This window comes from Paenibacillus sp. FSL R7-0026 (genome assembly GCF_038004485.1).
Taxonomy (GTDB): Bacteria; Bacillota; Bacilli; order Paenibacillales; family Paenibacillaceae; genus Paenibacillus; species Paenibacillus xylanexedens_A.
In genome coordinates, this window is record NZ_JBBORG010000001.1 from 1,206,716 (window position 1) to 1,220,483 (window position 13,768).

14 protein-coding genes are annotated in these 13,768 nt (G+C 45.3%); 9 read left to right on the plus strand and 5 right to left on the minus strand.

The genetic code is table 11. The features are described from left to right. Positions 1 to 95: 95 nt before the first annotated feature. A complete protein-coding gene (locus MKY44_RS05330) occupies positions 96 to 1,601 on the plus strand; it encodes an alpha-glucosidase/alpha-galactosidase (protein WP_341006315.1) in 1,506 nt (501 codons plus the stop codon). 107 nt (positions 1,602 to 1,708) lie between these two features. Here MKY44_RS05330 and MKY44_RS05335 read toward each other — a convergent pair whose 3' ends face one another. After that, positions 1,709 to 2,257: a hypothetical protein gene (locus tag MKY44_RS05335; RefSeq protein ID WP_341006316.1), complete on the minus strand. Its 549-nt coding sequence runs from the start codon at positions 2,255 to 2,257 to the stop codon at positions 1,709 to 1,711. Positions 2,258 to 2,410: 153 nt separating this feature from the next. Here MKY44_RS05335 and MKY44_RS05340 point away from each other — a divergent pair, with 153 nt between their 5' ends. The 7 genes from MKY44_RS05340 to MKY44_RS05370 all read left to right on the plus strand — a co-directional run bounded on the left by MKY44_RS05340 (position 2,411) and on the right by MKY44_RS05370 (position 7,393). Then, complete coding sequence (locus tag MKY44_RS05340) at positions 2,411 to 2,770, plus strand: PadR family transcriptional regulator (protein ID WP_036672526.1); 360 nt, start codon at positions 2,411 to 2,413, stop codon at positions 2,768 to 2,770. Continuing rightward, positions 2,767 to 3,462, plus strand: coding sequence for a permease prefix domain 1-containing protein (locus MKY44_RS05345; protein ID WP_341006317.1), 696 nt, complete (start codon positions 2,767 to 2,769; stop codon positions 3,460 to 3,462). The genes MKY44_RS05340 and MKY44_RS05345 overlap by 4 nt, the downstream gene beginning before the upstream one ends. Beyond that, on the plus strand, positions 3,459 to 4,016 hold the full coding sequence (locus tag MKY44_RS05350; RefSeq protein ID WP_341006318.1) for a DUF4825 domain-containing protein: 558 nt from the start codon (positions 3,459 to 3,461) through the stop codon (positions 4,014 to 4,016). Before MKY44_RS05345 ends, MKY44_RS05350 begins: the two co-directional genes overlap by 4 nt. A gap of 132 nt (positions 4,017 to 4,148) precedes the next feature. Beyond that, entirely contained in the window at positions 4,149 to 4,919 is a 771-nt protein-coding gene (locus MKY44_RS05355) for an amino acid ABC transporter substrate-binding protein (protein WP_036606344.1), read from the plus strand. Between the two features lie 112 nt (positions 4,920 to 5,031). Next, positions 5,032 to 5,691 carry an amino acid ABC transporter permease gene (locus tag MKY44_RS05360; protein WP_341006319.1) on the plus strand — a complete coding sequence of 220 codons (660 nt, stop codon included), beginning with the start codon at positions 5,032 to 5,034 and terminating at the stop codon, positions 5,689 to 5,691. A gap of 33 nt (positions 5,692 to 5,724) precedes the next feature. Next, positions 5,725 to 6,480 (plus strand): amino acid ABC transporter ATP-binding protein, encoded by a 756-nt coding sequence (locus tag MKY44_RS05365; protein WP_341006320.1) that lies wholly within the window; start codon positions 5,725 to 5,727, stop codon positions 6,478 to 6,480. 571 nt (positions 6,481 to 7,051) lie between these two features. Then, complete coding sequence (locus MKY44_RS05370; RefSeq protein ID WP_341006321.1) at positions 7,052 to 7,393, plus strand: DUF4190 domain-containing protein; 342 nt, start codon at positions 7,052 to 7,054, stop codon at positions 7,391 to 7,393. A gap of 130 nt (positions 7,394 to 7,523) precedes the next feature. Here MKY44_RS05370 and MKY44_RS05375 read toward each other — a convergent pair whose 3' ends face one another. From MKY44_RS05375 to MKY44_RS05385, 3 genes are all read right to left on the minus strand, one after another. After that, complete coding sequence (locus MKY44_RS05375; protein ID WP_341009787.1) at positions 7,524 to 9,710, minus strand: YhgE/Pip domain-containing protein; 2,187 nt, start codon at positions 9,708 to 9,710, stop codon at positions 7,524 to 7,526. A gap of 46 nt (positions 9,711 to 9,756) precedes the next feature. Continuing rightward, positions 9,757 to 10,365: a TetR/AcrR family transcriptional regulator gene (locus MKY44_RS05380; RefSeq protein WP_341006322.1), complete on the minus strand. Its 609-nt coding sequence runs from the start codon at positions 10,363 to 10,365 to the stop codon at positions 9,757 to 9,759. A 322-nt stretch (positions 10,366 to 10,687) separates the two neighbouring features. Further along, a complete protein-coding gene (locus tag MKY44_RS05385; protein ID WP_076319415.1) occupies positions 10,688 to 11,176 on the minus strand; it encodes a hypothetical protein in 489 nt (162 codons plus the stop codon). Between the two features lie 296 nt (positions 11,177 to 11,472). On the opposite strand from MKY44_RS05385, the gene MKY44_RS05390 reads away from it, so the two are divergent. Then, complete coding sequence (locus tag MKY44_RS05390) at positions 11,473 to 11,874, plus strand: hypothetical protein (RefSeq protein WP_341006323.1); 402 nt, start codon at positions 11,473 to 11,475, stop codon at positions 11,872 to 11,874. 132 nt (positions 11,875 to 12,006) lie between these two features. Here MKY44_RS05390 and MKY44_RS05395 read toward each other — a convergent pair whose 3' ends face one another. Further along, complete coding sequence (locus tag MKY44_RS05395; RefSeq protein ID WP_341009788.1) at positions 12,007 to 13,743, minus strand: methyl-accepting chemotaxis protein; 1,737 nt, start codon at positions 13,741 to 13,743, stop codon at positions 12,007 to 12,009. Positions 13,744 to 13,768 lie beyond the last annotated feature (25 nt).

The following is a 13,768-nucleotide window of genomic DNA, read 5'->3' on the forward strand; positions in this document are numbered from 1 at the left end:
TTTGATAACGCTTCCCCATTTGCCGTTGGTACAATGATTTCATGAAGAGAGTCATTAACCGAAGCGAAAGATTCGGATTAGGGGAGGACATAGGCATGTCGTTTAAAGTGGCGTTTATCGGGGCAGGAAGTATAGGATTTACACGGGGATTGCTAAGGGATTTGCTGACGGTACCAGAGTTTAACAACATTGAAATTGCGTTCTGCGATATTAACCAACACAATCTGGACATGGTGACTGAGCTGTGTCAGCGGGATATCCGTGAGAATGGATTGAATATTCAGATTCAGCCAACAACGGATCGGAAAGAAGCGTTGAAAGATGCGAAGTATGTACTGTGTACAATTCGTGTTGGGGGACTGGAAGCATTTGCAACCGATGTGGATATTCCACTGAAATATGGGGTAGATCAATGTGTCGGCGATACGCTGTGTGCAGGCGGCATTATGTACGGACAACGCGGGATCGCTGAGATGCTGGATATCTGTAAAGATATTCGTGAACAGAGCGCACCCGACGTGCTGCTCTTGAACTATTCCAATCCGATGGCGATGCTGACTTGGGCTTGCAACAAGTACGGTGGTGTACGGACAATCGGCCTGTGTCATGGCGTACAGCATGGTCATCATCAGATTGCGGAAGCTTTTGGCTTGAAAAAGAGTGAAGTGGATATTGTCTGTGCCGGCATCAACCATCAGACCTGGTATATCCAGGCATCTCATGAAAGTAAAGACCTTACAGGTGATCTGCTCGAAGCCTTCGAGAAACATCCCGAGTACAGCCGCACTGAGAAAGTGCGGATCGATATGCTGCGCCGCTTCGGGTATTACAGCACGGAATCAAATGGTCACCTGAGTGAATATGTGCCGTGGTACCGCAAACGTCCGGAAGAGATTAACGAATGGATCGACCTGGGCAATTGGATTAACGGAGAAACAGGTGGTTATCTGCGGGTATGTACTGAGGGGCGCAACTGGTTTGAAACTGATTTTCCTAACTGGATGAAGGATGAACCTATGCAATTCATTCCAGAAAAACGGGGCGAGGAGCACGGTTCATATATTATCGAGGGACTGGAGACGGGACGTGTCTACCGTGGGCATTTCAATACCGTTAACAATGGGGTGATCTCGAACTTACCGGATGATGCAATTATTGAGGCACCGGGATATGTGGATCGCAACGGTATCTCTATGCCGCATGTAGGGGATCTGCCTCTTGGCCCGGCTGCGGTATGTAATGTGAGCATTTCCGTGCAACGGCTTGCAGTTGAAGCCGCGGTGAACGGAGACGACAAATTACTTCGTCAGGCGTTCATGATGGACCCGCTCGTGGGTGCCGTGTGTAATCCAAAAGAAATCTGGCAGATGGTCGACGAGATGCTGGTTGCACAGGCCCAGTGGTTGCCGCAGTACGGAGATGCGATTGCCGCCGCAGAAGCAAGACTTGCTGCAGGTGACCTGATTCCAACGAAGGAATATGAGGGTGCTGCTCGTCTCAAAGTGAAAACGGTGGAAGAGATGCAACAGGATCGCGATGCTGCGAACAAAAATGCGGGCGAATCCGATAAAGGAAAAGATCGCGAGAAAGTACAGCAATAGTGTTGAGTATTACCGTTGATTAGATATAGAGATCATAGAAACATCAGAAAATAGGAAAAGGCCAGATTCTCCAGACGGAGAGTTGGCCTTTTTCTACATGGAGCGCATCAATTTGTTTCCTTGATCTGTACACTAAAAGCAAATGAGGTACTCCCAAGACTGACTTGTTGATCTTCTTTTGAAGACCAATTTATAAATGCGCCGTAATAATAAATTCCCGCTTCTTGGGGAAGGTGAAATGTACCATCCTGTGAAGAAATCTCGCGCGTCTGGTCACCGACGTATTCATACATCATTACGTTGTCGGGGGGAATTGGAATATCCATCTCAATGGTCACTTTTTCTCCTGCAAGAACCGGAGTTGGCGTTGTTCCTTCCAACATGGTGATCCCACCGACATAATCAGCACATTTACTGCCCCAGCAATAGCTGCTTTGAACAGCAGGAACGGAGATGCCACTTGCAGTCTGGATAATCGGAGTAGGCAGATCCTTTGGCAAAGTGGGGTCTGGTTCCACTTCTTTTTGGTGATTTGCTGGGGCAGAGGAGGGTTCGTTGGTACTGTTAATTGGAGTAGTGTTACAGCCGGCCAACAGGAGAACTGTTGTAAGACACATAAGTGAGATGAAGTTCTGTATTCTAGTTAGCGATTTCATTCTATTACCTCCCTAATATCTTCCAGACGGAGATAAGGGGGAAAGGTTGCTTTGCTAGTTAAGGGTGTACTACACGATACATATTACCTTTACAGACATAGTAATATGTTTTATAGTATACGCAGGATGGAAGAAAGTCGGTGAAACTCGCAGATGGATGTGCAAGTGATTAACAGTGATCTGATACGGGGTAATATTGACCCCATCATTCTGAGTGTACTTATACCCGCAGATAACTATGGCTACAGCATTATTAAGGAAATCTATCGCAAGAGTGGAGAGCAGTTTGAATTAAAGGAACCCACGCTTTATTCCAGTTTGAAGAGGCTAGAGAAGAGTGGATATGTGGAGTCCTACTGGGGGGGAGAGACGCAGGGAGGACGACGCAAATATTACCGAATTACAACGCAAGGCCTTGAAGCCTATAGAGAGCAGGTTCATGCTTGGCAAGCAGCCAAGGCACTGATTGATTGCATGATTGTCACTGGAGAAAAAGGAGATGAAGACCTATGAGATTGGATGCTCGCATCACCCGTCATGTGAATCGTTTGTTCGCTCACGCACAAGATACATTAGACAATCGAGAATTAAAAGAAGAGATTCACAGCAATCTCGCTGCGCGGATTGACGATTATATCTCGCAGGGTATGAGTGAAGAGAAGGCGTTCCAGACCGCCATTCAGCATATCGCTGGTATGGATGAAGTGATGAGTGACCATCGAAGGGTACAACGTGTTCCTTACTGGACAGCGTTGTTGCAGTCTGCTCTAATTTATAGCCTCATAGCCTGGATCATTACCATTCCAATGAGAGTGCTGATGCAAGGCTCCGCCATAAACAATCTGCTTATGATCGTGAGTCTCATTGTTGGTGGAACGTATGTGTTGTATATGTTGACAAACAGGACGAATGATCCTGCAACTTCTGTTAAAATCACGGTTATTCGAATCCCTGCCTTATTACAGTGGAATCGAAGAATATGGTGGTTGTGGGCGGCATTAATACTCGTATTATGGGGAACGCAGGCAGCGTTGCGATTCGGAAGCAACATCTGGTTTAATCGACCCATTCAGGTGGATGGACCCTACCAGTTTGCTGTGATCGTCATTGCCTTTGCCATCCCGTTACTAAGCGTTATTATTCCTTTGGTAGTGCATCGGGCGTATCGGATCGTTAGCAAGTATGAAGTGAGTGATGCGTTATGAGAGGGAGGAATATATGGATTATTGCCCTCGTTGTTCTGGGTGTGGTTGGTCTCGTATTCGTTGAGGGTTTCGTTAATCCGAGGATCGAGGCAAAGCAGGATCGGTATGAAGCAGAGCAGCAGAATCCGCTGACACATGATTTTGCCGCTTTAGCCAAATATCGCAGTCCCTACATGGGGGATAATTCAAACCTTAGTCATCTGAATCAGGCTTTACCTTTACGTGAAAGATTGAATGGTTACCAACTGTACCCGGAGACGTTCACGGTCCAAGTGAATTATAGCTTGGATACGCGTGAGATGGATGCAGAGGAACTTGAGCGGATACTCGTATATAATGCGGTTGCGAACTTTGTTATGATCGATAATCTGGAGCAGGTCGTCTACCAGTTTGAGAATACCAGCCATACCTTACGTCGTGAATCTGCCCAACAATGGACAGGTACGGAATTAAAGGAGCTTCAGAACCCAGAGTTATGGAATTTGACTGTACGCGGGAAGCTGGTAGAACCAGCACAAGTGAAAGAGGTTTTTTCACAGATTGTTGACAATTAAACTACATGAAATAGAAGGAAATAGGCAAGAGACTCGACTCTTCTCCCATGCTATGTTATTATAAATCTCTGATAACGTGGTAACGAACTAAAGCGTTTGGGTTTTGGTTATAGACATGGAGGGGTTCGAGAGATGAGAAAAAAAGCGATTCTACTATTATTCATTAGCATATGTGTATTGATTGTGGCGGGTTGTTCCAGTTCCGCAAGCAAAGACGATAACACGATTGTTGTAGGAATTGATGACAAGTTTGCTCCAATGGGCTTCCGCGACGAGCAGAATGAAATTGTTGGTTTTGATATTGATTACGCAAGAGCTGCAGCGGAGAAAATGGGTAAAGAAATCACATTCCAGCCAATCGACTGGTCTTCCAAAGAGTCAGAGCTGAACAGTGGCCGTATCGACATGATCTGGAACGGGTACACCATTACGGATGAGCGTAAAGAGAAAGTACTCTTCACGAAGCCGTATCTGGAAAACAGTCAGGTAGCTATTACCTTGGCAGACTCGCCAATCACAAAGCTGGATGAACTTGATGGTAAAAATGTGGGATTGCAGGCGCTGTCCTCCGCGGCAGATGCATTGGCAGCAAGTCCGCTGAAGGATAAAGTCAAAGCTTCTGAATTTAAGGATAACGTGCTTGCACTGACGGATCTGAAGACAAAACGTCTGGATGCGGTCATCATTGATGAAGTGGTAGCGAGATACTACATGTCCAAAGAAGAGGGAACATTCAAACTGATGGATGAATCTCTTGCACCGGAACAATATGGCATTGGTATCAAAAAAGGCAATGAAGAGCTTCTGAATCAGCTGCAAAAAGCGCTGGATGAGTTGAATGCAGACGGAACAGCGGCTAAAATCTCCACTCAATGGTTGGGTGAAGATAAGGTTCTGAAATAGGCAGGTTATACACCTGATATATAGTTAGAAACAAAACGGACCCCGTATTCCATGCTGGAGCGATTTATGCCCCAGAGGAATGCGGGGTTAACAGATTAGAGGAGACAAAACAATGAGTTGGGATTATCTATCGACCATTTTAAAACCGATGTTAGAGGGTGCGCAGACCACCATTTTCATGTTCTTGCTGGCGATCGTGTTATCTGTGCCGCTTGGATTTGCGGTCACGCTCGCGATGAGAAGCCAGATTAAACCACTGGCATGGATTGCCCATACGTATGTATACGTGATGCGAGGAACACCGCTACTGCTCCAAATTCTATTCTTCTGCTTCGGTTTACCGTTGCTTCCGGTGATTGGAGAGTATCTGGTGTTTGATCGTTTTGTTGCGGCAGGGATTGCGTTCATCTTGAACTATGCGGCGTACTTCGCTGAAATCTTCAGGGGCGGACTGCTCTCCATTGATAAAGGTCAACATGAGGCAGCGAAGGTACTGGGGTTAACAAAGTGGCAGACGATGACCAAAGTCATTATTCCTCAGATGATTCGTGTAGTATTGCCCGCAACGGCCAATGAGTCCATTACGCTCATCAAGGATACGGCACTGCTCTATGCCGTGGCTGTGCCTGAGCTGTTGTATTACGCCCAAGCGGCGGTAAATCGCGACATAAAGCTGTTACCTTTCTTCGTGGCGGCGGTTATGTATCTGCTCATGACACTCGTACTCACCGTGCTGTTCAAGGCACTTGAGAAGCGGTTTTCATTTGAATAAATTAAATCTGATCAATCAAAGGACTGTCTGTATATGACACATATAATAGAAGTAAATCAATTGAGAAAATCATTCGGCACACTTGATGTGCTGAAACAGGTATCCTTCAACGTGGAACCAGGCGAAGTAATTGCCGTCATCGGACCTTCCGGTTCGGGGAAAAGTACGATGCTGCGCAGCCTGATTCATCTGGAGGATATTTCGGGTGGAACGATTCGCATTCAGGATCAGACGTTGGTTGATAATGGCCGTTACGCGGGTGCCGCAGATATTCGCAAGATGACGGATCGCATGGGGATGGTGTTCCAACATTTCAACTTGTTCCCGCATCTGACCGTACAGGCTAATCTGGAACTCGCGCCGAAGGCTTTGAAAAAAGAAAGCTCAAACGTCATTCGATACCGTAGCCTGGAATTACTCGGCAAAGTAGGGCTGTCGGACAAGGCTGATGTCTATCCAGCCAATCTGTCCGGTGGACAGAAACAGCGTGTTGCCATTGCTCGGGCACTGATGATGCAACCGGATATCCTCCTGTTCGATGAGCCGACGTCGGCACTCGATCCAGAGCTGACCGGGGAAGTGTTACGCGTAATCAAACAACTGGCGCAGGAAAACATGACCATGATGATCGTAACGCATGAGATGGGCTTCGCCCGTGACGTTGCGGATCGTGTATTCTTCATGGATAACGGGGAAATTGCAGAGGCAGGTCCACCAGAACAGATCTTCGGCAATCCGAAGCTTGCACGTACCCGGACGTTTTTGCAGCGGGTGGAAGTGGAAGGATAGAAGAAACTTCAAATCTAAGAAATGTCGATAGAACGCAATCCTATGAGTAATAAGGGATTGCGTTTCTTTTTTTGAAAATAATAGCTTATGTCCAAAGGTACATGTTCCAGATAATCAGTACAAGGGTCAACACGATATAAGTTACTATATTCCAACGTGTTCGAATTCGATAAGTGGTGTAACTCATGATTCCAAACAAAACAATACTAAAACATAATACAGCTACATTATGCTGATAAAAAGCAATAAGTACAAGCATCAAAATCATAAGTATATTCATGACTTTATCGATTTTCATCGTAGTGATCCCCCAAAGATATTCAGAAAAGTATTACGACTATAATAATATCTATATGTTAGAGGTATTCTTGATTTATATCATCACACGGATAAATGGTTCTTAAATTCAAATCCTTGAAGTACAATCTATAAGCTTATGGATTTATATGTGTGTCCGGGGATGATGGGAATAAATAAATCTAATGTTAATTCATAATTAACACAATATGGATATTACTTTTCCTATTAATCGATTATAATGAACATACTTAAAGAACAGGGAGGATTTACCTTGGAACATCGCGAAAATGATGTAGATCGTTATTATAACGATACATTGCCACCACCGCCTTATGTAGTACCAAAGACCAATAGTAAGTCGATTGTATCACTAGTTTTGGGAATTCTGTCCGTCACGATTCCTTACGTGGGTATTGTAATCGGAATCGTCGCGATTATATTTGCATCTTTGGCCTTCAAAGAGATCAGAGTTCGCATGGAGCAAGGCAGAGGATTAGCCATTGCTGGACTTGTTTGTGGAATCATCGGTACAGCGATGTATGTATTACTTATTTTGCTCGTACTATTGTTTAGTTTCGCTATCTCAAGTTCTGAAATTTACTCTACATACTAGAAATATGAAGTTAGCAAACTAAGATTGTAGCTAAAACTAAAAAAAGCGAAGGCGTACCTTAGCTCACACCTCTCGTTATCCAGAAGAGGGTAGAGCATAGGTGAACGCCTTTGCTTTTTATTTTACTTTTTTATAGGTGAAGTGCGACTTCACTGCTGACGTTTGCGTTCTCCGTGGTGCGATGCATCAGGAAATACGTTAAGGTTCCTCCAAGACCCATCACAGCGAAGATGCACAGAATGCCGATCTGATCCCAAGCCACACCGAACTGCCCACTTGAGATGACTGCTTTATATCCCGTTACCGAATAGGTCATAGGCAGCCATGGGTTGAATACTTTTAGCCAATTTGGAATCAGTTCGAGCGGGAAGGTGCCAGCGCTGGTGGTGAGCTGGAAGATCAGCATCAGAATTGCAAGGAAACGACCCGGATTCTCCAGCCATGTCACCAGTGCCTGAATGATGTACATGAAGCTTAGGCTGGTAACAAAACTGAACAAGAGGAACAAAGGAACGCTCTGAACATTCAGACCCAAACCGTACAAGACCAGCCATGAAGCAAGCAGGGACTGTACAGCACTCATGAGCGTGAAAGCCAGTATTTTACTCACAAAACGATTCCAGCCACTTGCCTCACTAACCGTGCTGCCGCGTGTGGGTACAACCAGTGTGGCAATCAATGCCCCTACAAATAGCCCGAGTGACAGGAAGTATGGCGAGAATCCTGTACCATAGTTAGGAACCTCGTTATATTTATGCTCATCGACCTGAACAGGCTCTGCATACATGGTTACCAGCTCATCGGTCTTCTTCACACTCCCCGTCTGCTCAGCCGCTTCATTCAGCTTGGTGGCAAGTTCGCCAGAGCCGTCTGTCAGCTTGAGGGTACCTTCTTTTAACTGATCAGCACCGTCATCCAGCTTATGTGAGCCATCTGCAAGGGTTGAGATGCCGTCTGTAAGCTGGCTTACACCCGCAACCAATTTACCTGCACCAGCATTCAATTGACCTGAACCATCCGCAAGTTTGGCACCTCCAGCGGCTGCTTCGGATAATTTGGAATTGAACTGTTGTAGACCAGTCGCAAGTTTTTCTTGTCCAGCGGACAACTGCGTAGCTCCTTGTACCAGTTGTTGTTGACCCTGTACCAACTGACTGCTGCCTTGATGCAGTTGTTGCTGTGCAGCGTACAGGTTTTGGCTGCCAGCGACCAATTGCTGTCCTCCCTGATACAGCTGTTCACTGCCTGCCGCTACGGCCTGACTGGCTGCTAGTAGCTGCTGCACAGCAGGACTTGCGGCAAGTTCTGGACTGGCTTCAGCTAATTGGGCAAGACCTTGCGCAACTGCTTTGGCACCCTCGCTAACTTTGCCACTGCCCTCAACAGAACTTTGCAGCCCAGCAGTCAGCTTTGCACTGCCTTCCTTGGAAGCCGCCAGTCCTGCATCCAGCCTGGCTGCGCCTTCCTGAGCAGATTGAAGACCAGCCTGTAGCTGTTTGCTACCTGTTTCAGCCTGGGTTGCTCCATCACCCAGCTTCGTGCCTGCTGCCGCCAATTGGGACAATCCATCGGACAGGGCACTGGCGCCAGTATGAAGATCATCTGTGCCTTGGGCGAGAGTGGACGTACCTTCTTTTAATGTAACTACGCCCGTTTCGAGCTTGTCGGTGCCTGCTGCCAGTTTGGACAGGTTCTCTTTTAATGTAGCAGCACCCTCATCCAGCGTGATCACACCATCATGAATCTGACCTGCGCCATCCCCGGCGTCCGCCAAACCGCCAGAGATTTTTTCGACCTGATCCAATAACGTTTCGGTATACGATTCTGTGACTTTGGCAGCGACTTTGGAGCGAATTTGTTTGACCGCCGTGCCGCCAATCTGACCTGCGAGGAAGTTGTATCCTTCATTGGGCTCATAGATCAGGTCTGCCGGCTCAGGGTGCTCATCCATCAGGGTTGTTGCTTTGGTGGAAAAGTCCTCCGGAATCACAATCGTCATATAATACGTGTTGTTTTGCATACCTTGTTCTGCTTGTTCACGAGTCACGAATTGCCAGTCGAAATCATCACTTTTTTTCAATTCATCGACCAGATTCTGACCGACCTCCAGTGATCTGTCATTGTAGACTGCACCCTGATCTGTGTTGACCACGGCTACAGGTAATTCATTCATTTTGCCATAGGGGTCCCAGAATGCGTTCAGGAACAGGCCGCTATACAGCACCGGAATGAACAGTACAACGAGAATTGGAATAAATACTTTTGGTTTTTTGAAGGCGGACTTCAGATCCTGCCCAAATACGTGGAATGATTTCATCATGTTCTCTCCCTATCCTTACGCTAATCCGTTTGTTCTATCTCTATTATGTGTGGAATCTAGTGGCATGCCTTTCTCTAGGTGGGGATAAGCCATTCTTCAGAAAGAGGCCCACAAAATCCTTGATCTGATCTTTGTGCAACGTAGGATGAGCTTTGTTCCAATCCGAGGTTAAGGTGACATACAGCTTCAGCAGGACAAAAGAAACCAACTTGGGATCATCCCTGCGAATCTGCTCTAATTCCATGGCACGGCTGACCTGACGCTCCAGATATTCAAGAATGGCTGTCTCCACTTTTTGCAAACCTTCTTTGGCTTGCGGCGTACCAAACTCGTTAACCTCCTGAAAGAGCTTGATTAACAGCTCATGTTCCTCCCGGTACTCCAGCAAAGAATCCATGCTCATATGCACGTTATCCAGAAAGGAATTCTCTTCCTTCACGGTCTGCTCTGTAATCTGTCTCATATCCGCAATGATTGAGCGCAGAATCTCGCTGAACAGTTCTTCTTTATTTTCGAAAAAAGTATAGATCGTTCCCTTGCCCACATTGGCAAGTCTCGCAACCTGCTCCATCGTTGTAGCCTTATAGCCAAACAAGGCAAAGGATTTCTCGGCAGAGTCCATCACCTGTTGCCTTCGATCTATCGTTTTCATCGCATATACACCTCCTTGTAGATTGAAAGGATAATAGTAAGGTAAATCCTTTATTGACCGATTTACTATTACAGTCAGTTGGTCGTTGATAACTGTAGCACTTGAACAGGGAAGGTGGATGTGATCTTTGTCATGGTATGGATGGGGGACGGACAGCGGATCAAGAGGGCAGGGGATTATTTCTCAAAATAAATTGTTGAAAATAAAAGGCATGTGTGATAACCATATTATTGGTCATCACACATGCCTTTGTGGACATAGCAGATATGTTAGATATCTTGTTATCTTTAATGTTCACGGCTCAAATATCAAATAGGATGGATTAATCGTGTATTCCTCCACCTGTGTTAGTAGCCCAGACAGGATACCATCCTTTAGCTATATTCTTTGTATTATACAAAACTAGATTTCCATCATTTTGCATGATTAGCAAGTCGCCCACAAGATTTTCAGGTACATTTCCCGGGCCATACCACGCATTGGCCCACGCCTGATTGTCGGATGTCCAGTAGGGAGTATTGCTATAGTCCGTCAATTTCAGTCTTCCGTTATATTGATCTATAACAAGCATAACAACTCTGCGTTCCTTGAGATTGGTGCTCCAAATCAAAGTTTTTTTCTTTACATTTCTCAACTCAACGTCACCTTGCACGTTGAAATTGAATAGATATCTAGAATTGTCCGATAATAACCTTGTTGTAAAGGTCATATTCTCAGAAACGGTAAGTCTTTCTTGAAAAGCAAATGTTGTTGAGGAAAAAGGGAGAAGTAGTAGGAACATAGCTAAACTAAGCAAAAATGTCTTTTTCATGATATCCTCTTTTCTGGTTTTATTTGCTAAATGTAGAGTAACTATATCATAGTGAAGTTTTAAAATATATCATTATTTCCATAAATAAAAATAAATTGAATTTATAGAAATTGAAACTTTCAACTCTTGCCCTGCGTCCAAAATCTAAGAGCCAAATTATATATTAGAATGAGAGGGAGTCCACCTTGAAATATTTCTCCTACCTCCTGATGATGTGTCTTGTCCTAATGGGTTGTTCCGACGCCTCATTGGATAGCAACAATACAGCAGACCGGATTCAAAGAGAGGGACAGACGATGACGGCAACCAGACAATTGGGGGAGTATGAACTCCGGTTAATTGTCCACCAATCTGGTGATCACGACTTAAATTTTCAACCGGGAATAAAATATATAGGCGAAGATGCCAATCACGAGATTTTCCATTCGAAACAGCTTTTTGATATCGATCTTCAAATGGATGAAAAGACGATTCTCCCGCCTAGGTCGGGCACCAGTGAAGAATTGGCAACTAAATTAACGAAAGATAACTGGTATTCGGAAGAAGTTGAAATAACTCTCACACCAGAACAGGTTCAACAACTATCGAATGGTGAGGGCAATGTTGTACTAAATGCTGGTTTTCGATCCGAACAATCCGGCTACAATGAGAAGAAAAAGATCATTATAAATGCAGAAGAAATACTGTCTGTTAAATGATACCGGGAAGTATAGAACTAGAACCTACCCACCTACCCTGGTAACAACAAAAAACCAAGGTTTTGAGTGTAGTCACTCATGAGCCTTGGTTTTTTACTGTGTCGTATTCTTGTTATCTGTATCCTATTAATTCTATTCTGCGCGTACTTTAAAGAATGAGATCAGTTCTTGCAGTTGCTCGGATACAACCGAGAGCTCATCGGAGGCACTCACAATGGCTGCCATGGAGGCTTCCTGCTCATCAATTGACTGCTCAATTTGTTTACTGCTGCTTGCTGCCTTACTGACATTGGCAGACAGTTCATCGGCCGTGGCAGACATTTCCTGTGTGCTTGCCGAGATTTCTTCAGTAGAACTGGAGATATCCTGAATCTGGTTTGCAACTTTATTCGTAGCAGTCAGAATATTTTCGAAAAATACGCCAGTCTCTTGGGTAACTTCCAAGCCTTTGGTGACTTCCTTGGAACCCAACTGCATCGCCTCGGAAGACTGCATGATATCCCGCTGAATTTCTTCAATTAACTGTCGAATTTGCTTCGCTGATTCCTGCGATTGCTCTGCAAGGTTACGTACCTCACCTGCAACCACCGCAAAACCTCTTCCTTCTTCACCTGCGCGGGCTGCCTCGATTGAAGCGTTAAGTGCAAGCAAGTTGGTTTGTCCGGCAATCTCCGTAATCACGTTAACAATATTGCTAATCTGATTCGAGTTATTTTCCAAAGACTGAATCGAGTTTGACGTATTTTGCACCGCACCGGAGATCAGGCGCATCTGTTCAATGACTTGTTGCATCACCACATTACCTGTGCTGGAGCGCTGCTCCATGCTGAGTGCTTCATCTGCCACATCGGCTGAGCTGCTGGCGATTGTCTGCACTACCGTTGACATCTCAGTCATGGCACGTGCGTTCTCCACAGTGGCTTTATCTTGTGACACCAGTCCAGTAGATATTTCTCGAATATTGGTGCTGATGGATTGAATGTTCACATTATTTTTCTCGGAAATGCCCAGTAGTTGTTTGGAAGACTCCGAGAGGTGATGTGAAGTATTCTGTACTTTATAGATGGTTGTATTGAAGCGATGGATCATCGCATTAAACTTCTCGTTGATGATACCCAGATCATCTCGCCCGGTATCGATGGTTACGTCCAGATTGCCCGTGCTGACTTCTTCGATACCTTTCATCAGATTGCGGATCGGAAGCAACGTTCTTTTCAGCAAAATGAATTGCAACACCATGAACAGGATCAGGAAACCGATCAGGAACATCAAACCGTACGTAAGCAATTTGTTCAGGCCTTTTGGAACGGCACTTGCATCTACATCGAAGTAAAGAGCAGCGTACATGGAGCCATCTGCGTTATTAATCGGATAGATCAGAGTGGTCCAGGTTCCGTACTCATCCGTGTAGAAATCACTGAAGGCAGGTTTTCCGTCCTTTTTCATCTGTTCCAGCACTACGACGTTATTCTGAGGCAACGGGTACATGGCACCTGCGGGCAGGTTACCTTCCTCGAATGGTTCCAACAGGTTCGTTGGAATCGCGATGATGGACGTTCCGTTTCCTTGCTCAAGTTCTGAACCAAAAATGTACGCTTGCGCGATGTTTGGATAGAATTCATGGATGGAATCGAGATAAGCTTTCATTTCCAGCTGTACAGGACCGGAATAGCTTTTTTCCTTAGCCGCTTCTGCCACTTTGGCAGTGTCGAGATCATCGTACCATTTCTGGGTGATGACGGTAGCTTGGTCGTGCAACTGTTCAACCAAGATATTTTTTTGCAATTGATACGCGGCAGTAATCAGGATTACACCGATCAACATGATGCTGCCGAATGAAATCACCAAATTTTTGATGAAGAAAGGCATGGTACTCCAGCGAAGCTTATTAAAC